At 62.3% G+C, this 21,030-nt stretch carries 20 protein-coding genes and 1 pseudogene; 9 read left to right on the top strand and 12 right to left on the bottom strand.

Going from position 1 to position 21,030, the window contains the following annotated elements; genetic code table 11:
- Nucleotides 1–116: 116 nt before the first annotated feature.
- Nucleotides 117–989, top strand: a complete 873-nt coding sequence (locus tag ACVW0Y_RS15265) for a pseudouridine synthase (protein WP_457439152.1) — start codon at nucleotides 117–119, stop codon at nucleotides 987–989.
- 91 nt (nucleotides 990–1,080) lie between these two features.
- On the opposite strand, the gene ACVW0Y_RS15270 is transcribed toward ACVW0Y_RS15265, so the two are convergent.
- The 5 genes from ACVW0Y_RS15270 to ACVW0Y_RS15290 form a co-directional block, all read right to left on the bottom strand.
- Nucleotides 1,081–2,859: an ABC transporter ATP-binding protein gene (locus ACVW0Y_RS15270; RefSeq protein ID WP_457439153.1), complete on the bottom strand. Its 1,779-nt coding sequence runs from the start codon at nucleotides 2,857–2,859 to the stop codon at nucleotides 1,081–1,083.
- Nucleotides 2,852–3,487: a DsbA family protein gene (locus ACVW0Y_RS15275; RefSeq protein WP_457439154.1), complete on the bottom strand. Its 636-nt coding sequence runs from the start codon at nucleotides 3,485–3,487 to the stop codon at nucleotides 2,852–2,854. The genes ACVW0Y_RS15270 and ACVW0Y_RS15275 overlap by 8 nt, the downstream gene beginning before the upstream one ends.
- A 55-nt stretch (nucleotides 3,488–3,542) precedes the next feature.
- Nucleotides 3,543–4,481, bottom strand: coding sequence for an oxygen-dependent tRNA uridine(34) hydroxylase TrhO (gene trhO, locus ACVW0Y_RS15280; RefSeq protein ID WP_457439155.1), 939 nt, complete (start codon nucleotides 4,479–4,481; stop codon nucleotides 3,543–3,545).
- A 283-nt stretch (nucleotides 4,482–4,764) separates the two neighbouring features.
- A complete protein-coding gene (locus tag ACVW0Y_RS15285; protein WP_457439157.1) occupies nucleotides 4,765–5,058 on the bottom strand; it encodes a BolA family protein in 294 nt (97 codons plus the stop codon).
- Nucleotides 5,059–5,070: 12 nt separating this feature from the next.
- On the bottom strand, nucleotides 5,071–5,628 hold the full coding sequence (locus ACVW0Y_RS15290) for a DUF2059 domain-containing protein (protein WP_457439159.1): 558 nt from the start codon (nucleotides 5,626–5,628) through the stop codon (nucleotides 5,071–5,073).
- A 331-nt stretch (nucleotides 5,629–5,959) separates the two neighbouring features.
- Between ACVW0Y_RS15290 and ACVW0Y_RS15295 the strand changes: the two genes are divergently transcribed.
- The 3 genes from ACVW0Y_RS15295 to ACVW0Y_RS15305 all read left to right on the top strand — a co-directional run bounded on the left by ACVW0Y_RS15295 (nucleotide 5,960) and on the right by ACVW0Y_RS15305 (nucleotide 9,080).
- On the top strand, nucleotides 5,960–6,973 hold the full coding sequence (locus tag ACVW0Y_RS15295; RefSeq protein WP_457439161.1) for a DUF2804 domain-containing protein: 1,014 nt from the start codon (nucleotides 5,960–5,962) through the stop codon (nucleotides 6,971–6,973).
- Between the two features lie 99 nt (nucleotides 6,974–7,072).
- Complete coding sequence (locus ACVW0Y_RS15300) at nucleotides 7,073–8,467, top strand: class II fumarate hydratase (RefSeq protein WP_457439163.1); 1,395 nt, start codon at nucleotides 7,073–7,075, stop codon at nucleotides 8,465–8,467.
- Nucleotides 8,460–9,080, top strand: a complete 621-nt coding sequence (locus ACVW0Y_RS15305) for an NAD(P)H-dependent oxidoreductase (protein ID WP_457439165.1) — start codon at nucleotides 8,460–8,462, stop codon at nucleotides 9,078–9,080. Before ACVW0Y_RS15300 ends, ACVW0Y_RS15305 begins: the two co-directional genes overlap by 8 nt.
- 106 nt (nucleotides 9,081–9,186) lie before the next feature.
- Here the strand turns inward: ACVW0Y_RS15305 and ACVW0Y_RS15310 are convergent, their stop codons facing one another.
- Nucleotides 9,187–10,140 (bottom strand): DMT family transporter, encoded by a 954-nt coding sequence (locus ACVW0Y_RS15310; protein ID WP_457439167.1) that lies wholly within the window; start codon nucleotides 10,138–10,140, stop codon nucleotides 9,187–9,189.
- Nucleotides 10,141–10,518: 378 nt separating this feature from the next.
- Between ACVW0Y_RS15310 and ACVW0Y_RS15315 the strand changes: the two genes are divergently transcribed.
- Nucleotides 10,519–10,755, top strand: a complete 237-nt coding sequence (locus ACVW0Y_RS15315; protein WP_457439169.1) for a DUF6316 family protein — start codon at nucleotides 10,519–10,521, stop codon at nucleotides 10,753–10,755.
- Between the two features lie 134 nt (nucleotides 10,756–10,889).
- On the opposite strand, the gene ACVW0Y_RS15320 is transcribed toward ACVW0Y_RS15315, so the two are convergent.
- Together ACVW0Y_RS15320 and pap are read right to left on the bottom strand one after the other, a co-directional pair.
- Nucleotides 10,890–12,074 carry a thiolase family protein gene (locus ACVW0Y_RS15320; RefSeq protein WP_457439171.1) on the bottom strand — a complete coding sequence of 395 codons (1,185 nt, stop codon included), beginning with the start codon at nucleotides 12,072–12,074 and terminating at the stop codon, nucleotides 10,890–10,892.
- A 141-nt stretch (nucleotides 12,075–12,215) separates the two neighbouring features.
- A complete protein-coding gene (pap, locus tag ACVW0Y_RS15325; protein WP_457439173.1) occupies nucleotides 12,216–13,703 on the bottom strand; it encodes a polyphosphate:AMP phosphotransferase in 1,488 nt (495 codons plus the stop codon).
- Nucleotides 13,704–13,817: 114 nt separating this feature from the next.
- On the opposite strand from pap, the gene mnmC reads away from it, so the two are divergent.
- Nucleotides 13,818–15,806, top strand: coding sequence for a bifunctional tRNA (5-methylaminomethyl-2-thiouridine)(34)-methyltransferase MnmD/FAD-dependent 5-carboxymethylaminomethyl-2-thiouridine(34) oxidoreductase MnmC (mnmC, locus tag ACVW0Y_RS15330; protein WP_457439174.1), 1,989 nt, complete (start codon nucleotides 13,818–13,820; stop codon nucleotides 15,804–15,806).
- 121 nt (nucleotides 15,807–15,927) lie between these two features.
- Here the strand turns inward: mnmC and gstA are convergent, their stop codons facing one another.
- The gene (gene gstA / locus ACVW0Y_RS15335; RefSeq protein ID WP_457439176.1) at nucleotides 15,928–16,533 is read right to left on the bottom strand and encodes a glutathione transferase GstA; all 606 of its coding nucleotides are present in this window, start codon (nucleotides 16,531–16,533) and stop codon (nucleotides 15,928–15,930) included.
- Nucleotides 16,534–16,656: 123 nt separating this feature from the next.
- Here gstA and ACVW0Y_RS15340 point away from each other — a divergent pair, with 123 nt between their 5' ends.
- Nucleotides 16,657–17,052 carry a winged helix-turn-helix transcriptional regulator gene (locus ACVW0Y_RS15340; protein ID WP_457439178.1) on the top strand — a complete coding sequence of 132 codons (396 nt, stop codon included), beginning with the start codon at nucleotides 16,657–16,659 and terminating at the stop codon, nucleotides 17,050–17,052.
- Nucleotides 17,053–17,673, top strand: a complete 621-nt coding sequence (locus tag ACVW0Y_RS15345; protein WP_457439180.1) for an HD domain-containing protein — start codon at nucleotides 17,053–17,055, stop codon at nucleotides 17,671–17,673.
- Between the two features lie 36 nt (nucleotides 17,674–17,709).
- Here ACVW0Y_RS15345 and ACVW0Y_RS15350 read toward each other — a convergent pair whose 3' ends face one another.
- Together ACVW0Y_RS15350 and ACVW0Y_RS15355 are read right to left on the bottom strand one after the other, a co-directional pair.
- On the bottom strand, nucleotides 17,710–18,339 hold the full coding sequence (locus ACVW0Y_RS15350) for a hypothetical protein (RefSeq protein WP_457439182.1): 630 nt from the start codon (nucleotides 18,337–18,339) through the stop codon (nucleotides 17,710–17,712).
- Nucleotides 18,336–18,980, bottom strand: a complete 645-nt coding sequence (locus ACVW0Y_RS15355; protein ID WP_457439184.1) for a class II aldolase/adducin family protein — start codon at nucleotides 18,978–18,980, stop codon at nucleotides 18,336–18,338. The genes ACVW0Y_RS15350 and ACVW0Y_RS15355 overlap by 4 nt, the downstream gene beginning before the upstream one ends.
- Nucleotides 18,981–19,459: 479 nt before the next feature.
- On the opposite strand from ACVW0Y_RS15355, the gene ACVW0Y_RS15360 reads away from it, so the two are divergent.
- Nucleotides 19,460–20,182 carry a hypothetical protein gene (locus ACVW0Y_RS15360; RefSeq protein ID WP_457439186.1) on the top strand — a complete coding sequence of 241 codons (723 nt, stop codon included), beginning with the start codon at nucleotides 19,460–19,462 and terminating at the stop codon, nucleotides 20,180–20,182.
- A gap of 332 nt (nucleotides 20,183–20,514) precedes the next feature.
- Here the strand turns inward: ACVW0Y_RS15360 and ACVW0Y_RS15365 are convergent.
- Nucleotides 20,515–20,980 (bottom strand): annotated as a pseudogene (locus ACVW0Y_RS15365) (AraC family ligand binding domain-containing protein); the annotation flags it as partial.
- Nucleotides 20,981–21,030: the final 50 nt, after the last annotated feature.

Here is a 21,030-nt window from a genome sequence, read left to right on the forward strand (position 1 = left end):
AGCCGCTCCTACAGACCGGTATTCCAGGTAGGAACGGCTTCAGCCGCGATCCCTGGAACGACAAACCCAAACCAAACCCGGTTAAAATCCCCGCCTCTTTTCCCGGTCCCCAGCCCATGCCCCTCCCCACCCGCCGCAGCACCCTCTACCTCCCCGCCGGCCCCTGGCCCACGGTGTTGGATTGCCTGTGCGCGCACTTCTCGGCCATCAGCCGCGATACCTGGCTGGAGCGCATGGCGAGCGGCAAGGTGCTGGATCAACACGAACACCCCGTCGGCCCCGAGCACCCGTACAAACAAGGCCTGCGCATTCACTATTTCCGTGAAGTGCCGAACGAGACCCCGGTGCCCTTCGAGGAAAGCGTGCTGTACGCCGACGAGCACTTGATAGTCGCCGACAAGCCGCATTTTCTGTCCGTGACCCCGGCCGGCGAGTACGTCGAACAAACCCTGCTGGCGCGCCTGAGCAAACGCTTTGGCAGCCATGACCTGGTGCCGCTGCACCGCATCGACCGCCTGACCGCCGGCCTGGTGTTGTTCTCCGTACAGCCGCACACCCGCGCCGCCTACCAGCGCATGTTTGCCGAGCGGACCATGCACAAAACCTACGAAGCCATCGCCCCAGCGCTGCCCCAGGTGCAGTTCCCCCATCTGCACAAGAGCCGCATGGTGGCCGGCGAGCCGTTCTTTTTGATGAAGGAAGGCGAAGGCACGCCCAACAGCGAGACGCTGATGGAGGTGCGCGAACGTAATGGCGAGTTATGGCGTTATGGGCTGTACCCGGTGACCGGCAAAAAGCACCAGCTGCGCCTGCACCTGGCCGCGCTGGGCGCGGGAATCTGCAATGACCCGTTTTACCCACAGTTGGAAAAAGACGCGGTGGATGACTACAGCAAACCGCTGAAGCTGCTGGCGCAACGCCTGCGCTTTATCGACCCGCTGAGTGGGGTTGAGCGCGAGTTTCATAGTCAATTGAAGCTGGATTGGTAAGGCTTAAAAGCATCGCGGCTGAAGCCGCTCCTACGGATCGCACGATATTGTAGGAGCGGCTTCAGCCGCGATTGGCCAGACCTGGAAACGACTAGTGCTGAAGATGCCCGTAAAGCTTGGCATACAACCCACCCTCGGCAATCAACTCCTGATGCCCGCCGTCTTCGGCAATCTTGCCGCCGTCAAATACCAGCACCCGGTCCGCCTGTTTAACCGCAGATAGACGATGGGCAATGATCAACGTGGTGCGGCCTTGCAGGAATTGGCCAAGGGCCTGGTGCAATGCGTATTCAGTGGCGGCATCCAGGGCTGAGGTGGCTTCGTCGAGGATCACCACGCTCGGTTCGGCCAGCACCATTCGCGCTATCGCCAGACGCTGGCGCTGACCGCCGGACAGACGTACGCCGGAGCGGCCGACGATGCTGTCCAGGCCCTTTGGCAAGGCCTGAATGGTGTGCGCCAATTGGGCGATTTCCAGGGCGCGCCAGCAGGCTTCGTCACTGCGTTCGCGGCCCATGGTCAGGTTGGCGCGCACGCTGTCGTTAAATAGCGCCGGGTGTTGCAGCACCACTGCCACGTGTTCACGCACAGTTTCCAGACCGATCTCTTCCAGGCTCTTACCGCCATAGCGGATGCTCCCGCTCTGGGCGGTGTACAGCCCCAGCAGCAGTTGCACCAGGGTGCTTTTGCCGCCGCCGCTGGCACCGACAATGGCGACCTTCTCACCCGGCGCAATCACCAGGTCGAGGCCATCGAGCACCGGCTCGTCGTTGTAGGCAAAGCTCAACCCACGCACTTCGACGCCCACGGTCGGCTGCCCCACGAACGGGTTGGCACCACCGGCGTATTGCGGCTCATCGGCGCGGGCCAGTAACTGGTTGATACGGGTCAGCGCACCGCCGGCGGCGTAGTAGGCGTATTGCAGGTTCAGCAGCTGCTCGACCGGGCCGATCATAAACCACAGGTAGCTGAACACCGCGAGCATCTGGCCGATCGACAGGTCGGAGAACAGCACGGTAAGCATGGCCGCGGCGCGGAAGATATCGATACCGAACTGGAACAGCAGGCCACTGGCACGGCTGGAGGCATCGCTTTTCCATTGCGAAGCCACGGCGTAGTCACGCACTTCCTGAGCACGCAGGCCCAGGCGGCCAAGGAAAAAGCCCTGGCGGTTGCCAGCGCGCACTTCCTGAATGGCGTCCAGGGTTTCGGTCAGCGCCTGGGTAAAGCGCGAGGTGCTGTCGTTTTCCAGTTTCTTGAGGTTTTTAACCCGCTTGCCGAGCTGCACCGTGGCGTACACCACCACCGGATTGAACAGCAGAATCAGCAGCGCCAGCTTCCAATGCATCCACAGCAGAATGCCGGCGGTGCCGGTCAGGGTGAGCATGGCCACCAGAAAGCGGCTGAGGGTTTCGCCGACGAATTTGTCCAGGGTGTCGAGGTCGGTGACCAGGTGGGTGGTCACGGTGCCGCTGCCCAGGCTTTCGTATTCGCCGAGGGAAATACGCTTGAGGCGCTCGATCAGACGCACCCGTATGCGGTACACGATATCTTTCGACAACCGCGCAAACAGCCGCGCCTGCAGCACATTGAAGACCAGGGCCGAACCACGCAGCAGCAGGGTCAGCGCCACCATCAGGCCGATATAGCCGACAGCGCTCTGCCAAGCGGCGGGCAGGAAGTTGTCCATCACCTTGAGCGCGGCATCGCCCTGCTTGAGCAGCACTTCGTCCACCAGCAACGGCAGCAGCAAGGGAATCGGCACGCTGCACAGGGTGGCCAGGACGGCCACCAGATTGGCGAGGATCAGCGATTTCTTGTGGCGCAGGGCCAGGCGGCGGATTTCTTCCCAGCTCAGGCGATCAAGCATGGGCGCTGTGCTCCAGCCAGCGCGCCAGCAGCGGCGAAAGTTGTTCCAGGGGTTGGTAGCCATTGGTGAGCAAGGCCAGCTGGCCATTGTGCTCGGCCAGCACGGTGGGGAAACCGGCAATGCCGAGGTTCTGTGCCCACGCGAAATCGGCGGCGGTGGCGGCCAGATCGGCAGCACTGTCGAAGGCAGCAGCAAACTCGATGCGCGGCAGCCCGGCCCGTTCGGCCAACTCCACCAGCACACCGGCCTGGGTCACGTCGCGACCCTCGACATAAAACGCCTGCTGAATCAGCTTTACCAACGGCCAGGCGCTGTCGGCATCCAGCCGGCGCGCAGCCACCAGGGCACGGCAGGCGGGCTCGGTGTCGTAGACAAAACCATCCGCCAGCGCCCCCTCGAAGGTAAACGGCTGGCCGGTGCTGTCCTGCACCGAGTGCCAGTGTTCGAGGATATAACGCTTGGTGGTCGGCTCCAGCGCGGCAACCGTACCGGCACGCAAACCGCCGGCCACCAGATGGCTGCTGACACCGGCCGCCTGGGCCTGTTGCGCCAGAGCATCGAATACCGGAGCGAAGCCCCAGCACCAGGAACACATCGGGTCCATCACATAGATCAGACGCGCTTGCATGCTTAGGCTCCAGTGGCCGGGACAGCGGGAAATGGCAAAGGCTTGGGCGGCGAGCTCAATCGCGGCCTTTGTCCCGGGCGTTGTAACCCAAAGGATGGGGTTGGTTACGGGCTTTGGCCAGTTCGATCTGCTTTTGCCGCTCGCGCGCGCCGGCACGGGTTTTCTCGCTGAGGCTGTCCCAGCAATGCGGGCAGCTGACGCCGGCGACATAGTGCGGCGACTCACGGTCAGCAATGGAAATCGGAATGCGGCACGCGTGGCACTGGTCGTACTCGCCTTCGCTGAGGTCGTGGCGCACGGTGACGCGGTTGTCGAAGACAAAGCAATCGCCCTTCCACAGGGTTTGTTCCTGCGGCACTTCTTCCAGGTACTTGAGAATGCCGCCCTTGAGGTGGAACACCTCGTCGAAACCCTGGCCGAGCATAAAGCTCGAGGCTTTCTCGCAGCGGATGCCGCCGGTGCAGAACATCGCCACTTTCTTGTGCTTGGCCGGATCGAAGTTGGCTTTGATGTACTCGGGGAAGTCGCGGAAGCTTTTGGTTTTCGGGTCTTGCGCGCCTTCGAAGGTGCCGATGGCCACTTCGTAGTCGTTGCGGGTGTCGATCAGCAGCACTTCGGGGTCGGAGATCAGCGCATTCCAATCCTGCGGCTCGACATAGGTGCCCACCTGCAGATTGGGGTCCACGCCGGCAACGCCGAGGGTGACGATCTCTTTCTTCAGCTTGACCTTGGTGCGGTAGAACGGCTGCTCATCGCAGAACGATTCTTTGTGGTCGATATCAACGAAACGCGCATCGCGCTTGAGCCAGGCCAACAGGCCGTCGATGCCCTGACGGCTACCGGAAACAGTGCCGTTGATACCCTCGAGGGCGATCAGCAGGGTGCCTTTGATGCCGTTGTCGAGCATGGCTTGCAACAACGGTTCGCGCAGCGCTTCGTAGTCGGTCAGGGTGACGAACTTATACAGCGCCGCCACGACGATGGATTGTGTCATGGGGTAGTTCTCCAGGTGGTCGCCCTCGCAAAGGGCGGACCGGGGTGCTTTGTAGAAAATGGCGCCGGCTGGCGCGGCGCGCATTTTATGCGATCTTCTGGTCGTCGGCCATGCTGCGTTGCGTCCTCGCTTTTAATGCTCACGTACGTAAGGCGCATATCCGCCGCAACGATCGCAATGGCGGATATGACCTGCGGCCATATTCGCCCTACACCGGAAACAAAAAAGCCGCCGCTTGATCACTCAAGCGGCGGCTTCTGGTTCCGGGAGCTAGGGCAGCGGCTTAATGCCCACCTGCACAGGTCGGCGAGGCCGGGGCGGCTCCGGTGGCAGCCCACTCTTCCGGGGTGTAGGTGTGCAGGGCCAGGGCATGCATTTGCCCCATCAGGTCACCCAAAGTGGCGTAGACCTTCTGATGGCGTTTGACCGCATTGAGGCCGGCGAATGCCGGTGTCACTACCACGGCCTTGAAGTGCGTTTCCAGACCACGGCTGTGCATGTGGCTTTCGTCCTGCACATCGATGAACTCGGGCGCAAGGGCCGTCAGGGTAGTTTGAATGCGTTCACGCATGCTCATGGAAGGCTCCGATTACGGCTTTTTGGCTGGGGCTGGGGCTGCGGCTGGGGCGGCAGCTTTGCCGTCACCTTTGGCATCGGCCGGGGCCAGTTCTTTGGTCATGTCAGCCAGCAGATTGTTGACTTCAGGTACCGCGGCTTCCAGTTTGCCCTGGGCCATCTGTGCCGATTCAGCGGTAACGCGAGGCATGGTTTCCTGGACTTTCTTGCCCAGTGGCGACTGGTAGAAGGCGATCAGGTCTTTGAGTTCCTGTTCGCTGAAGCTGGAGGTGTAGAGCTTGACCATCTCTGGTTTGAGTTTGTCCCAGCCCACTGCTTTGTCCAGGGAAGCCTTGGCTTTGGCCTGGTAGGTTTCCAGTTTGGCTTTTTTCGATTCCGGGGCTTGGGTCTGGGCGAAGCGTTGTGCGAAGAGTTGATCGACTTGGGCGTAGATCGGGGCGGTGAGTTTGTCAGCGTGGGCCAGTTTCAGGAAGGTTTCGGCGTTGGCAGCGTGGCTGGCGGCGTCGGCGAAGACCTGGCCGCTGAGGCAGATCATAAAGGCAGCAGCGAAAAGGGTACGAATCGGGGTCATGGTATTTCCTTGGTATGGGTAAGGATGAAATCTACAGGTAAAGGCGAATCCCGGAGGCTGGGCATTCTGCGCGTTGCTTGGACCCGGCTCAACCCACGGGGTTGCACCACCGAGGCATATAAGAAAATACCTACACGTTATGCAGGCTCCCCGTTGGTCCACAAGCCATTTGCCAGCACTTGCCGAGCGCCCCCCAGGAAGGGCATTCTTCGCGCCAACAATTTGGCAGACACCCGGTGCCGCTTGGCAAGCGCTAGAAAACCAGCGCGAGCCGTCTAGCGCGCCGCTCGCCCTCCCGCCGCCCCCATTCAGCAACACACGGACGTGTTCGATGAGCAACCTCAGCAACGCCTTCGCCACTGATCCCTGGCAGCCTTTGTGCGATGCCAAGGGTCAATTGCTGGCACCGGCGATTGGCTGGTCCAGCCGCCCCCATATCCATTGCGCCATGCCCGGCAACTATGGGCGTCGCAAGCGCTGGAACCACTGGTGCATCACCACCCCGGACTGGATGCTGTCGCTGACCGTCGCCGATCTCGACTACCTGGGATATGGCGCCGTCTACTTTCTCGACCTGAAAACCGGCCATGCCGTCGCCCACACCCAGTTACGGCCTTTTGCCCGTGGCTGTCAGCTGCCGGATACGCCGCTGCAAGGGCACTATTTCCAGCACCCACGGCTGCAGATCCGCGTCGATGAGCAGCCCGGCCGGGCACGGCTGTTGGCCACCGTGCCGGATATTGGCGGGCAGACGCTGCAGGTTTCTCTGGATGTACAACGCCCTGCCCACCTCGACTCGGTCAATCTGGTGGTGCCCTTTGCCCAAGGCGGCTTTCACGCCACCTCGCGGCATGTTGGCCTGCCGGTGAGTGGCGAAGTGCAGCTGGGCCACACCCACTACCGCTGTCAGCCCGGGCAGAGCTTTGCCGCCCTGGACTTTGGCCGCGGTGTCTGGCCCCTGCATACCCACTGGACCCGTGCGGCATTCGCCGCCCCTGGCGGCATCGCCGGTAACTTTGGCTCGGGCTGGACCGACGGCAGCGAGCTGTCGGAAAACGCCCTGTGGTTCGGCGGCGAGCTGCTGCATGTGACCAGCCCGCTGGGCATCACCGGCAACCCGCAAAACCCCTCCGCGCCCTGGCACCTCAATAGCGAAGATGAACGCCTGACGCTGGTATTCACCCCCCGCCAGCAGCATATCGCCCGCCCGCAGGTTGGCCCCTTCTACGCCGAAACCCGCCAGTGGTTCGGCCAGTTCGACGGCGTGCTGCGCGGCCCCAAGGGCGAGCGGGTGCCGGTCGATGGTGCCCTCGGCTGGCTCGGCACCACCAACGCCCGCTGGTGATCGCCACACGCCAAGCGCGGTAACGATTTATCCGCCACGGATGGAACCAGCCCGCCGGCACAACGCCTAAACTGCCGGAACAGTCCGCGGAGAGAAAGCATGAATCGCATCGAAACCGACAGCATCGGCGCCATCGACGTTCCTGAGCAGGCCTATTGGGGCGCGCAGACACAACGCTCCCTGATCAACTTCGCCATCGGCCAGGAACGTATGCCGCTGGCCGTGCTGCATGCCCTGGCACTGATCAAGAAAGCCGCCGCACGGGTCAATGACCGCATCGGCGACCTGCCACCGGAAATCGCCCGCCTGATCGAACAAGCCGCCGACGAAGTCCTCGCCGGCCAACACGACGACCAGTTTCCCCTGGTGGTGTGGCAAACCGGCAGCGGCACGCAAAGCAATATGAACGTCAACGAGGTGATTGCCGGGCGCGCCAACGAGCTGGCCGGCAAGGGGCGCGGCGGCAAGCTGCCGGTGCACCCCAACGATCACGTCAACCGCGCGCAGAGCTCCAACGACGCCTTCCCCACCGCCATGCATATCGCCACCGCCCAGGCGGTGCTGCACGATCTGCTGCCGGCGATTGCCGAACTGTCTGGCGGCCTGGCCGAACAGGCGGCGCGGCATATGAGCCTGGTGAAAACCGGCCGCACGCACATGATGGATGCCACCCCAGTAACCTTCGGCCAGGAGCTGTCGGCCTTCGTCGCCCAGCTGGGCTACGCCGAGCGTGCCCTGCGTGCCGCCCTTCCCGCCGTCTGTGAACTGGCCCAGGGCGGCACCGCCGTCGGCACCGGACTCAACTCGCCGCACGGCTTTGCCGAAGCGATTGCCGCCGAACTGACGGCGCTATCCGGTCTGCCGCTGGTATCGGCACCGAACAAATTTGCCGCCCTGGCCGGCCACGAGCCGCTGGTGACCCTGGCCGGGGCCCTGAAAACCCTCGCCGTGGCGCTGATGAAAATCGCCAACGACCTGCGTCTGCTGGGCTCCGGCCCGCGCGCCGGGCTGGCCGAAGTGCGTCTGCCGGCCAACGAGCCAGGCAGCTCGATCATGCCCGGCAAGGTCAACCCGACCCAATGCGAAGCCCTGTCGATGCTCGCCTGCCAGGTGATGGGCAACGACACCACCATCACCTTCGCCGCCAGCCAGGGCCATCTGCAGCTCAATGTGTTCAAGCCGGTGATCATCCATAACCTGCTGCAATCCATCCGCCTGCTCGCCGATGGCTGCCGCAACTTCCAGAAGCACTGCGTGGAAGGCATGCAGCCGGACGCGCAAAAGATGGGCGAACATCTGGAGCGCGGGCTGATGCTGGTGACCGCCCTCAACCCGCATATCGGCTACGACAACGCGGCGAAAATCGCCAAGAAGGCCTACGCCGAAGGCACCACCCTGCGCGAGGCCGCATTGGAACTGCAGCTGTTGACCAACGAGCAGTTCGACGAATGGGTACGTCCGGAACATATGCTCGAGGCCGGCAGCCATGAGTGATGAGGTGAAGAGCGGGGCGACGCCACTGGAAGGCGACGGCAAACGTATTCTGCTGATCCTCGGCACGCCTAAAGGCAGCAGTTTTTGCAACGCCCTGGCCGAGGCCTACACCCTCGGCGCTCGCAACCAGGGCCATGTGGTGCGGCAATTGAAACTGGGCGAACTGCAGTTCGACCCGATCCTGCGTGACGGCTACGACCAGAGCCAGACCCTGGAAGCCGACCTGCTGGAAGCGCAACGGCAGATCCACTGGGCCGAGCATCTGGTGTTCGTCTACCCCGTCTGGTGGGGCGGCATTCCCGCGCTGCTCAAAGGCTTTTTCGACCGCACCTTTCTGCCCGGCTTCGCCTTCAAATACCGCAACCGCTCGCAACTGTGGGACAAGCTGCTGACCGGGCGCACTGCCGACCTGCTGGTGACCATGGACACCCCGGCCTGGTACTTCCGCTGGATCTACGGTGCCCCCGCGCACCGGCAGATGACCCGCACCATCCTCGGTTTCTGCGGGATCAAGACGCGGCGACTGGCGCAGTTCTCACCGATTCGCCCGTCCAACGAAACCCAGCGCCAGGCGTGGTTGCGCAAGGCAGAGGCACTCGGCGCAGGCGTGTGAGCCAAGCACCAAGCTTTAGGAGCGGCTTTAGCCGCGATGTTTCTTCAGATCAAGAGCATCGCGGCTGACCGGAGCGCCGGAGCGGCCGCTCCTACAGGGTGTGCGGTTACTCCCCAGTTGCGCGGCGGGCACGCAGATTGGCCATCAACGATGGCCCAATCGCGGTCACCGCCGAGCCCAGCACCACCAACACTGCCCCCACATACGCCAGCCAGTTGATCTGCTCCGGGTGTACATATTCAGGCCACAACTGCGCCGCCAGGGCCACCGAGGCAAAGGTCACCAGGGGCGTGATCGCCAGAGTGGCGCTGACCCGCGAGCCTTCCCAGTGCGCCAGGGCTTCGGCAAAGGCACCGTAGGCGACCAGGGTATTCAGGCAGCAGGCCAGCAACAGCCAGAATTGCAGCGCACTCAGTTGCAGCACTTGCGCCGGCTGCGCCCAAGGGCTCAGCAAGGCGGCGCAGGCCAGGTAGATCACCATCATCACTTGCATGGAATTCCAGCGCGTTAACAACTGCTTCTGCGCCAGGCCGTAAAAGGTCCAGACAAAGGCCGCCAGCAATACGGTCAACACCCCCACCGTGTAAGTGCCCAGCGAGGTCAGCAGCTCATGCAGGCGCTGATTGAAGAACAGCCCGAAGCCGAAGATCAGCACCGCCAGCCCGATGGCCTGGCCAAGGCTGAAGCGCTCATGGAACAGCCACACGCTACCCAGCAGAAACAGAATCGGCGCGACCTGGATCACCAGCTGCGTGGTGCCCGGACTCAGCACTTTCAAGCCCAGCAGGTACAACACGTAATTGCCGATCAAGCCCAACACGGCAACACCCAACAGCACCTGACCGTTGCCGCCGAGCAGGCGAAAATCCGGCAAGCGCCGGCTCAGCGCCAGGTAGATCAGCAACAGGGAACCGGAAACGATCAGCCGATACCAGGTGACCGTGATCGGGTCCATCACCTTCAGCACCTCTTTCAGCTGAATCGGTAACACGCCCCACAGCACTGCGGTCAGCAGCGCGAGTACCAAGCCGTAAACCCAACGGCCGGAAGAGATATGCATGGCAGCCTCAATCGAGCAAAACGCGCAGCAGATGCTGGCAAAGCCGCCATTCTAGGCAGCGGGGCATTTATATACACCGCACAGTTGTGGGGTTGAACTGTATGGCTGCCTTATCACCGTCGTCCCAGCGCAGGCTGGGACCCAGAATTTCGGCTGTGAGGACTAGCTATCCTCCCCTGCAACAGCCTGGATCCCAGCCTGCGCTGGGATGACGGAGTTTGCACACGAACCCCGTCAGCACCTTGACGCCAAATAAGCTTAAATTCAGCCAACAGGCGGCTATCCACGGCGAACTATCGACCATCTATCGCCATCCAGAGCAGATTTGACCAAGCTGATTAGACTCAAATCAGCCAACTCGCCTGTGGAGCTATTTCTATGTTCAGCCAACGCACCCAAGACCCAGCAGCCGGCACCCATTACCGCAGCGAGCGCGTCAGTGCGGTGAATGGCCAATACTTCTTCGCCACCCGCGAAGGCACCCTGGAAGGCCCGTATTTCACCCGGGTGGATGCCGAACGGGAAATCGCCCTGTATGTACGCCGGCAGATGCAAGGCGACGACATCCTCGACAGTCATACCTTTGCCGAACGGCATGGGGTGATTGGGCATTGATGATGCGCACGCCCCCGTAGCCGCGATTCCCTGGAAAAGGCAAAGCCAAGAGCATCGCGGCTGAAGCCGCTCCTACAGGGTCGAGGGCATAAAAAAACCGCGCCGAGGCGCGGTTTTTTGTTCAGCCGAAAGGCTTATTTGTAGACTTCGAACAGGCCAGTAGCACCCATCCCGCCGCCTACACACATGGTCACCACGCCATAGCGCTTGCCCTGCCGACGCAGCTCACGCACCAGGTGGCCCACCTGACGCGAGCCGGTCATGCCGAACGGGTGGCCGATGGAAATAGAGCCGCCGTTGACGTTGTACTTCTCGTTGTCGATCTTGAGGAAGTCACGGGCATACAGGCACTGGGAAGCGAAGGCTTCGTTCAGTTCCCACAGGTCGATATCGTCCACTTCCAGGCCACGGGCCTTGAGCAGCTTGGGCACCGAGTACACCGGGCCGATGCCCATTTCGTCAGGCTCGCAGCCGGCCACGGTGAAACCACGGAAGTACGCCAGCGGCTCCAGGCCCAGCTCCTTGGCTTTGTCCAGGCTCATCACCAGGGTCATCGAGGCACCGTCCGACAGCTGCGAGGCGTTACCAGCGGTCACCGAACCATCTTCGGCGAACACTGGCTTGAGGCCTTGCAGGCTGGCCAGGGTGGTGTCGGCACGGTTGCAGTCGTCGCGATCAACCACGCCTTCCACAATGGATTTCTCACCAGTGGCTTTGTCTTCCACCTGGTATTTCACTGCCATCGGCACGATTTCGTCGTCGAACAGGCCTTCGGCCTGCGCACGCGCGGTGCGTTGCTGGCTTTGCAGGGCGTAGGTGTCCTGCTGCTCGCGGGTGACGTTGTAGCGACGGGCAACTACCTCAGCGGTCTGCCCCATCGGGAAGTAGATGCCGGGTACGTTGGCTTTCAGCAGCGGGTTGATCAGGTTATCGGTGTTGACGCTTTTCATCGTCAGGGTGATCGACTCGACACCGCCGGCGACGATGATGTCGCTGCAACCGGAGGCGATCTGGTTGGCGGCGATGGCGATGGCCTGCAGGCCCGAGGAGCAGAAACGGTTGAGGGTCATGCCCGCCACCTGAGTACCCAGGCCCGATAGCACGGCTACGTTGCGGCCGATGTTGTAGCCCTGCGCGCCTTCGTTGGAGCCAGCACCGACGATGCAGTCTTCCACCGACGCCGGGTCGATCTTGTTGCGTTCCAGCAGAGCATTGACGCAATGCGCGGCCATATCGTCCGGACGGGTCATATTGAACTTGCCACGGAAGGACTTGGCCAGGCCAGTCCGCACGCTGTCGACGATCACTACTTCACGCATCACGCACCTCATTTTTTGTTCGGTTGTTCAAGGGGGCTGGAGTGCAGCTGGTGCCTAGAATAAAACCGCCCCAACCGGCAGGGCGATGATTATTCATCCCGTGTATGCGCACCGATCCCCGCTTAACCGCGAGTGCCGCCGCTAGTCCTTATTGATCACCCGTTCCAGCGCATCGTTGATGGTGCGCAGCACTTTCACCCGGGCGAAGCGTTTGTCGTTGGCTTCCACCAGGGTCCAGGGGGCCAGCTCGGTGCTGGTGCGATCGACCATGTCTTCCACGGCATTGGCGTATTGCGGCCACTTCTCGCGGTTGCGCCAGTCTTCCTCGGTGATCTTGAAGCGCTTGAAGGCGATTTCTTCCCGCTCCTGAAAACGCTCCAGCTGGGTTTGCGAGTCAATCGACAGCCAGAACTTCACCACCACCACGCCGGCACGGGTCAGTTGCTCTTCGAAGTCGTTGATTTCGCCATAGGCGCGCAACCAGTCGGCCGGGCTGCAGAAGCCTTCCACCCGCTCCACCAGCACGCGGCCATACCAGGAGCGGTCGAACACGGTGAACTTGCCATGGGCGGGTATATGCCGCCAGAACCGCCATAGGTACGGCTGCGCCCGCTCCTCTTCAGTGGGTGCGGCAATCGGCACGATGCGGTACTGCCGTGGGTCCAGCGCCGCCGCCACACGGCGGATCGCGCCGCCCTTGCCGGCGGCGTCGTTGCCCTCGAACACCGTTACCAGCGAATGCTTGCGAAAGCGCTTGTCGCGCATCAGCCCGGCCAGGCGCGCCTGCTCACTGGCCAGTTGTTTCTGGTATTGCTCTTTGTCCAGGCGCTGGCTGAGATCAAGGCTGCCCAACAGGCTGCGGTTGTCGATGCTCACCGACGCTGGCCCGGCGTGGGGGTTACGCTGCTCGTTTTTTTTCGCTTTGAGCGCCACCTGCAGGCCTTCGAGCAGAATCTTCGCCACGGTGAGGTTGCGGTAGTTTTCGTCGGCACCTTCCACCACATACCAGGGCGCGTAATCGCGGCTGGAGCGATGCAACACGCGCTCGCCGAAGCGTACAAAACGGTCGTAGGTTTCCGATTGCTGCCAATCCAGCGGGCTCAGGCGCCAACTGCGCTCGGGGTCGTCTTTAAGGTTTTTGAGGCGGGCCTTCATCTGCTTCTTGGACAGGTGGAACCAGAACTTGAAGATCAGCGCGCCTTCGTCGCAGAGCATGCGCTCAAGGTCGACCGCACCAATGATCGCCTGGTCCAGCACGGCATCCTTGAAATGGCCATGCACCCGACCCTGGATCATCTGGCTGTACCAGTTGCCGAAAAAAATCCCCATGCGGCCCTTGGGCGGCAGCTGACGCCAGTAGCGCCAGGCCGGCGGATGGGCGAGTTCTTCGTCGCTCTGCTGGTCGAAGGTGCTGACCTGAATCAGCCGCGGGTCCATCCATTCATTGAGCAGCTTCACCGTTTCGCCCTTGCCGGCGCCTTCGATGCCGTTGATCAACACGATCACCGGAAAGCGCGCCTGTTGCTGCAATTCGAATTGCGCATCCAGCAGCGCCTCGCGCAGCGCGGGAATCTCGGCCTCGTAGGCGTCATCATCAATGGCATGACCAATTTCGGCGGACTCAAACATAAAAACTCGCTCCATTCCCTGACTGTTTGCCACAGCCTAGCGGATTGCGCCGCGCAAGCCATGCGGCGCGTCAGGATCAGCTAGAATGCGCGCCTTGCCGCGCCAGAACCGACCATGTCCGACACCCGCCCAAACGCTCCGCCCACCAACGCCCAACTTGACTGGGACGACCTCGGCCAACCGCACTCGCGGGCCTATGACGACGTGTACTTTTCCAACAGCGCCGGACTGACCGAACCGCGCTACGTGTTTCTCGACAACAACGACCTGCCCGCGCGCTTCGCCGCCCTGCCCGCCCACGGCAAGTTGGTGATCGGTGAAACCGGCTTTGGCACCGGGCTGAATTTTCTCTGCGCCTGGGAGTTGTTTGCCCGCACTGCGCCCGCCGGCACCCAGCTGCATTTTGTCAGCGTGGAAAAATACCCTCTGAGTCATACCGACCTGCAACGGGCGCTGAGCCTGTGGCCGGAACTGCAGCCATTGGCCGAGCCGCTGCTGGCGCAATACGTAGCCTTGCACCCGGGTTTTCAGCGCCTGCTTTTCGATGACGGGCGGGTGGTGCTGACCCTGTTGATTGGCGATGTGATGGAGCTGCTGCCGCAACTGGACGGCGAAATCGACGCCTGGTTTCTCGACGGTTTTGCCCCGGCAAAAAACCCGGAGATGTGGAGCGCCGAGCTGTTCGCCGAGCTCGCGCGCTTATCCACCCCACGCACCACCCTCGGCACCTTTACCACCAAGGGTGACGTGCGGCGCGCTTTGAAAGCCGTCGGCTTCAAACTCAAACGGGTACCCGGCCTGGGGCATAAGTGGGAAGTGCTCAAAGGCCACTTTATTGGCCTGCAAGACGCGCCCAAGCCAGAGCGCAGCAAAGCCTGGTACGCCCGCCCCGCGCCGCTCGATGGGCCGCGCACCGCCCTGGTGATCGGTGCCGGGCTGGCCGGTTGTGCCACGGCTGCCAGCCTGGGCGCCCGCGGTTGGCAGGTGACGCTGCTGGAGCGCCACGGCGAAATTGCCCAGGAAGGCTCCGGCAATCCGCAGGGGGTGCTGTACCTCAAACTCTCGGCCCATGGCACCAGTCTGTCGCGCCTGATCGTGGCTGGCTTTGGCCATACCCGCCGGCAGATCCAGCGCCTGCAACGCGGTCGCGACTGGGATGCCTGCGGCGTGCTGCAACTGGCCTTCGACGCTAAGGAAGACGAACGCCAAGCCAAGCTGGCAACAGCGTTTGCCGCCGATCTGGTGCAACCACTGACCCACGCCGAAGCGGAGCAGCAGGCCGGCGTCGCCCTGGCCAGCGGGGGGCTGTTCTACCCGCAAGGTGGCTGGGTGCATCCGCCAGCGCTGTGCCAGGTGCTGGCTGAACAAGCCAATGTGCGCCTGCAACTGCACCAACAGGTGCTGCAACTGCGTCAGCACGAGGGGCAGTGGCAGGCCTGGGATGGCGAGCAGTTGCTTGCCAGCGCCAGCGTCGCGGTACTGGCAACCGCCGCCGATGTGCAGGGCTTTGCCGCCACCGCGCATCTGCCGCTCAAGCGTATTCGCGGGCAAATCACCCGGCTGCCACAAACCGCGGCCAGCAGCGCTTTGCGTACCGTGGTATGCGCCGAAGGTTACGTGGCCCCGGCCCGCGAAGGCGAACACACCCTGGGGGCCAGCTTCGACTTTCACAGCCAGGACCTGAGCCTCAAAGCCGCCGAGCACGCGAGCAATCTGCAATTGCTCAAGGAGATCTCCACCGACCTGGCCCAGCGTCTGAATGCCGACGCCTTGCCCGTTGCCGAGCTGCAAGGCCGCGCCGCGTTTCGCTGCACCAGCCCCGACTACCTGCCCATCGTCGGCCCGGTGGCGGATGCCGAAGCCTTCGCCGAGGCCTATGGCGTGTTGCGCAAGGATGCCCGGCAAAATCCGGACACCCCGTGCCCCTGGTTGCCCGGCCTGTACGTGAACAGTGGCCATGGTTCGCGCGGGCTGATCACCGCGCCCCTGGCCGGCGAGCTGCTGGCCGCCTGGCTGGACAACGAACTGTTGCCCCTGCCCCGCGATGTAGCCGAAGCCTGTCACCCCAACCGTTTCGCCCTGCGCAAACTGGTGCGCGGATAGCGTTATTCGCTGGCGGAAAAAAGCAAAAGCTCAAGGCTGAATCGGATCGCCGCGCCACTCTCCCACGTCCCACTGTGGGAGAGACGGATTCAGCGCTGTACCTGAGTGCTTACCCCTCAGCTCAAACCAAGCCTTCGCCCTGCAACGCTTCCACCACCTTCGGCCGCGCGGCAACACGCGCCGAGAAGGCTTGCACCACCGGCCAGGGTGCCATCGAAAAACCGACGAAGTTGGCCCAGTTGAGCACGGTAAACAGGTAGGCGTCGGCCACGCTGAACTGGTTGTTAAGCAGGTAATCCTTGCCCGCCAGTTGGGCGTTCAGCCAATCCAGGCGCTTGGTCAGGGTGGCGGTCACGGCGGCTTTCCAATCCGCCGATTGCGCCGGATTGAACATCGAGCCCATGGGCTTGTGGATTTCCGAGGAAATAAAGGTCAACCACTCTTGCAGCTGATAACGGGCCAGGGTACCGGCGGCGGGGGCCAGGCCGGAGTCGGGTTTCAGGTCGGCAATGTACTGCAGCACCGCCGCGCCTTCGGTCAGCAACTGGCCGTTGTCCAGCACCAGCGCCGGCACATAGCCCTTGCTGTTGATCGCGGTGAAATCGGCACCGCTGGCGGTCAGCTTGGCCTTCAGATCGACCTTCTCCAGCTCGAACGGTACGCCGGCTTCCAGCAGCGCGATATGCGGGGCCAATGAGCAGGCACCGGAGGAGAAATACAGTTTCATAAGCAGTCCTTGAACAGGTGGCAGAAGCGCGTGAAGCACGCGAGCCATGAGCTTAGCGATTGCTTTCCAGGGCACAAGTACCTACCTTTTGGTAAGTATGAATTCAGCCACCCGGGAACCCCCATGCTCGACGACCAAGACCACGCCGCCTGCCGCGCCGGCAATGTATTCAGCGTCACCTGCCCGGCGCGTTATGTGCTCGATGTGCTGGCAGACAAATGGGCCCTGCTGCTGATTCACACCCTGGCCCATGGCACCCATCGCACCGCCGAGCTGCGCCGCCAGGTGGACGGTATTTCGGAAAAAATGCTGATCCAGACCCTGCGTCGCCTCGAGCGTTTCGGCCTGGTTACCCGCCAGGCCTACGCCGAAGTGCCGCCACGGGTGGAGTATTCCCTCACCGCCCTGGGCCTGTCCCTGAGCACGCCGATTCGCGCCCTGGACCACTGGGTGGAAGCCAATATCGACGAACTCAACCAGGCCCAGCTGGCCTTTGAAGACAAGCGGGTGGAAGCCTGAATGCCGCACTTATCCGCCTCACGCTGGGACACACTCTGGCGTGCCCTGGGCGCCACGCCGCCAGCCAACAGCTTTGCCGAACTGACCGCGCACTACAGCGAGCCGCAGCGCCACTACCACAACGGGGCCCATATCGACGCCTGCCTCAAGCATCTGGACACGCTTCAGCACCTGGCCAACGACCTGCCAGCGGTGGAGTTCGCCCTGTGGACCCACGACGCCATCTACAACACCCAACGCCAGGACAACGAAGCCCTGAGCGCCGATCTGGCGGAACAGCTGCTGACCCGTGCCGGCATTCCCCAGCGGGTTGCCGAAGTGCGCCGGCATATCCTCGCCACCGCCCATAGCGAACCGGCCGACGCCGACGATGCCGGTCTGGTGGTGGATATCGATCTATCGGTGCTGGCCCTGCCCGAGCAGGCCTATCACGCCTACACCCAGGCCATCCGGGCGGAATTCGCCTGGGTGCCGGAGCCGCTGTTCAACGCCGGCCGCGCCAAGGTGCTGAGCACCCTGCTGCAGATGCCGCACCTGTACAGCCATCAGCAAACGCAGCAGCTCTGGGAAGCGCGTGCCCGGGCCAATCTGCAGCGGGAACTGCAACAACTGCAGGCCTGAATCACAGCCTGGGCAAACACAGCGCCAGCAAGGCTCTCAATACCCCTTGCTCTCCTCCGCCAACAGGCCCTGCGCCATTCGCGCCGTCGCCCGCCGCTGATCCTTGCGCAGGCGGCGGGTGGCCAAGTAGCGGACGGTCCATGGCAACTGCGCAATGCGTTTGCCGGTGGCGGCAGCCAGCACATAAGCGTGGGCGCATTTTTCGAATAGCTCGGCATTGAGCATCAGCCGCGCGCCGGTCATGCCGAGCACCAACAGTTCGCCGTTATGGCTGAGGACATTGCTGCCGCTGGCGAGCTGGGTTTTCCAGGGGGTGGTGCCGGGCATCAACTTGCTGAGATGACGCACCTGCTCGTCAAAGACATTCGGCAACTCGCCGGTGACCTCCAACAGATGCCGCCCGTAACGGCCGCAGCCCGATGCAATGGCACCGATATCGGCACGGGCGGCGTACACCTGGGCATGCAGCTGTTGAATCGCGCTGGCACCATCGGCCCCCAGCGTGACCAGGTTGGGCATCGCCGCCTCACTGGCAGCAAACCAGAACTGCTCAGTCCCCGGTACACGGGTGGAAATCGCCGCACTGCTCTGCGCCTGCAAGTGCTTGCTGCCCAGTCGTTCGCGGATGCTGTGCCACATCGCCCGCTGTTGCTCCTGCACGCTCATACCGCGCCACCCAGCGAACCGAGCAAACGCGCCAACACCGAAGCACGCGCCGGCTGTTGTGCCTGCTGCTGGCTGATCAGCTGCTGCAGATGAGCCCGGCAAAACGCTTCCAGCTGATCCAGCACCGCCACGGCGTGCGCACTGTCGCGACCGAGACAGATCACGCCATGATTTTTCATCAGATAGGCCTGGGTATCCGCTGTCACCGCCTGCGCCACCTTATTGGCCAGGGCCGTGGTGCCCGAGTAGCGATAGGCCACCGCTGGAATCCGCGCCCCGAGAAGCGCCGCCTGTGGCTGCGGCACCGGCAACGCTTGGCCAATCAACGCGCAGGCACTGGCCACCGGTTGATGGGTATGCAGGCTGCAACCGACATCGGCACGCCGCTTGAGAATGCCGGCGTGCATGGCGGTTTCCACCGAGGGTTTGCGCTCGCCGTCCACCTGCTGCAGATCGTCCAGACGCAGCACGCAGATGTCGGCCGGAGTCATGCTCAGGTAATCCAGCGCCGAAGGCGTGACCAGCACATGGGTGGCGTCCACCCGCAGCATCAGGTTGCCGCCGGTACCGGCGAAATAGCCTTTATAGGAAAGCTGCACACAAAGCTCCACCACCTGGCGGCGCTGGCTTTCAAACAACATGGTCACCCTCCCCGGCAACGGCCGGCGCGCGGTTAAGCGCCCGCCAGCTCTGCTGATAACGCTCCACCGCACAGGGCCAATGGCCGTTGCACTAGCTCCCTGATCCTCGGTAGCCACGAAGCCCCCGCCCTGCTCCAGCCACAGACCAATTCGGGGGCGGATCATCCCGATAACGCAACGCTTTATGGGCTGCACACCAAGGTAGTTCAAAGCAGAAGGTTTAGGTGCCGTGAGCGAACAAGGGGCGGTTTTTTTGCTCGGCTAATTTTCGGATTGGGGGGAATTTAGAGAACGGAAAATAAATCGGTGCCCCTTTTCCTGGAAGTAAAAGCACCCGTTGATGCGCTTAAGCAAGCAATAGCCCAAGCGCAGCGCCTTTTGCCTGTCCCGCGTTCCGCCGCTATACCTGAAGGGCTTGCCAGCTGCCCGATACACCAGCAGCCCCTGTCCGATGATGGCCAACAACGGAGGTTCGGCCCATGCCCAAGGTCACCACTCAACAGCTCGAAGACATGCGCGAACTCCTGCAGAGCGGTCCACTGATCATCGGCGAGGACCATACGCTGAAGCTCGGCCGGCAGGCCATCAAGAAACTGCTGCGGATGTCGGCGATCCGCTTTCTGTCCCTGGAAACCCCGGTCGGCCCGGAAAGCATCCTGAATCCTCAAAACAACTCCGTGGGAGAGGCATTCTTCGACCGCTATTTCAGCGAACAGCTGACCCTGAACAGCTCGATCACGCTGAAAGACCTGGCCCGATACGCCGCGGCCGACGGCTTTGACGGCAAGCAAGGAAAATATGACGCCGGAGCCAAGCAAGCGGTACCGGTCTACTTCCACGATGCTCCGCACCAGAGAAACAACGTGGCGTTTGCCGGGCTGGCCGGTGACGACCGCTATGACCCAGACAAGATGCGCACATCCAAACAAGCCTACTTGCAGCAAGCTGTGGCATTCCTGCCAGTAGGCGTTAGCAAGTTACCCGTCACAGATACTCCGCTGGCCACGGTTCCCTGGGTGGTTATACGCAACCATTTCGCCAAAAACGCCCTGACCCATATGCTCGGCGCGAACCCTGGCCAGCTAATCGGCCTACTGATACTGGCCGGCAATGATCATATGAGCGCCACGGTCTGTGGCAACGGTACCCTGCAGCAGGTGCTGGGCATCCCCCAGGATCGGGTCTACGACTTCAGCCAGTGAGCCAGGCACCGCGGCCCGCCCCTGAGGCGAAGTTCATTGTTTAGTGGGGACGGAATTATTTTTCTTGCTCTATACGGCTGAAATCGGCCCAGGGTGTGTAAAAAAAATAACCCAAGCAAGCCGCAAATAGGGGTCGATAACAGCGCAACCAGCGCCTCGATAAAATCCCATGTACCAGCGCCCAGGCCGCAGAAATTGTCCCGACGGTAAAGCCACCGATAAATCGAAATAGTTAATAAGTATCTCCGGTGTTGGTACCAACGCCGGATTGCCCCTCGTGCCGAGGCAAGACTAGACAATGATTCGCGAGGGACTACGCTGGGTCAGTGAAGTCTCGGCTTCCCTGCCACCGCACGCAGCCCCATTGCGAGGTCGAACAAAGCGTCCTGCTCTTCCAGGGAGTCGAGCGCATGATCCATTGCCTGCACGAAAGGTTGGCTGGCGTTACAAAGGCGTGCGTCGTCGGACAGCCCGCCCACAACGGTAGGGCAGTGATTCTCCGCCCAGTATTTGCTGAATCATGACGGGTTCCACATAGGCCATCCGGTAACGGAAACCCGCTTCAGTCCTGGCCATACCGTCGTGCAACTCGTCTGGATGCAGCACTAGCGTATTCCTCGGTATCCCGTGGCGTAGCATGCCTTTGAAATGGGAGCTCTGTATGCCCGACGGTGTCCGGCCCATGAGTAGGTGTCGTGGCGGTGTGTGTCGTAGCCATGACCACCGAAATTCTATTCGCCCTGGTTCGGCATTTCGCAGAACCCAGGCCGTCTTGGAGGATGATGTATTTCGATCCATGAATGACAGTCCTGCAGCTCTGTGTCTAGCACTGACCGTAACCGATCATA

Source organism: Pseudomonas sp. TE3786 (assembly GCF_054057335.1).

Coding starts and splice junctions, on each gene's coding strand:
- ACVW0Y_RS15265 (WP_457439152.1), top strand. CDS start 117: ATGCCCCTCCCCACCCGCCGCAGCACCCTCTACCTCCCCGCCGGCCCC.
- ACVW0Y_RS15270 (WP_457439153.1), bottom strand. CDS start 2,859: ATGCTTGATCGCCTGAGCTGGGAAGAAATCCGCCGCCTGGCCCTGCGC.
- ACVW0Y_RS15275 (WP_457439154.1), bottom strand. CDS start 3,487: ATGCAAGCGCGTCTGATCTATGTGATGGACCCGATGTGTTCCTGGTGC.
- trhO (WP_457439155.1), bottom strand. CDS start 4,481: ATGACACAATCCATCGTCGTGGCGGCGCTGTATAAGTTCGTCACCCTG.
- ACVW0Y_RS15285 (WP_457439157.1), bottom strand. CDS start 5,058: ATGAGCATGCGTGAACGCATTCAAACTACCCTGACGGCCCTTGCGCCC.
- ACVW0Y_RS15290 (WP_457439159.1), bottom strand. CDS start 5,628: ATGACCCCGATTCGTACCCTTTTCGCTGCTGCCTTTATGATCTGCCTC.
- ACVW0Y_RS15295 (WP_457439161.1), top strand. CDS start 5,960: ATGAGCAACCTCAGCAACGCCTTCGCCACTGATCCCTGGCAGCCTTTG.
- ACVW0Y_RS15300 (WP_457439163.1), top strand. CDS start 7,073: ATGAATCGCATCGAAACCGACAGCATCGGCGCCATCGACGTTCCTGAG.
- ACVW0Y_RS15305 (WP_457439165.1), top strand. CDS start 8,460: ATGAGTGATGAGGTGAAGAGCGGGGCGACGCCACTGGAAGGCGACGGC.
- ACVW0Y_RS15310 (WP_457439167.1), bottom strand. CDS start 10,140: ATGCATATCTCTTCCGGCCGTTGGGTTTACGGCTTGGTACTCGCGCTG.
- ACVW0Y_RS15315 (WP_457439169.1), top strand. CDS start 10,519: ATGTTCAGCCAACGCACCCAAGACCCAGCAGCCGGCACCCATTACCGC.
- ACVW0Y_RS15320 (WP_457439171.1), bottom strand. CDS start 12,074: ATGCGTGAAGTAGTGATCGTCGACAGCGTGCGGACTGGCCTGGCCAAG.
- pap (WP_457439173.1), bottom strand. CDS start 13,703: ATGTTTGAGTCCGCCGAAATTGGTCATGCCATTGATGATGACGCCTAC.
- mnmC (WP_457439174.1), top strand. CDS start 13,818: ATGTCCGACACCCGCCCAAACGCTCCGCCCACCAACGCCCAACTTGAC.
- gstA (WP_457439176.1), bottom strand. CDS start 16,533: ATGAAACTGTATTTCTCCTCCGGTGCCTGCTCATTGGCCCCGCATATC.
- ACVW0Y_RS15340 (WP_457439178.1), top strand. CDS start 16,657: ATGCTCGACGACCAAGACCACGCCGCCTGCCGCGCCGGCAATGTATTC.
- ACVW0Y_RS15345 (WP_457439180.1), top strand. CDS start 17,053: ATGCCGCACTTATCCGCCTCACGCTGGGACACACTCTGGCGTGCCCTG.
- ACVW0Y_RS15350 (WP_457439182.1), bottom strand. CDS start 18,339: ATGAGCGTGCAGGAGCAACAGCGGGCGATGTGGCACAGCATCCGCGAA.
- ACVW0Y_RS15355 (WP_457439184.1), bottom strand. CDS start 18,980: ATGTTGTTTGAAAGCCAGCGCCGCCAGGTGGTGGAGCTTTGTGTGCAG.
- ACVW0Y_RS15360 (WP_457439186.1), top strand. CDS start 19,460: ATGCCCAAGGTCACCACTCAACAGCTCGAAGACATGCGCGAACTCCTG.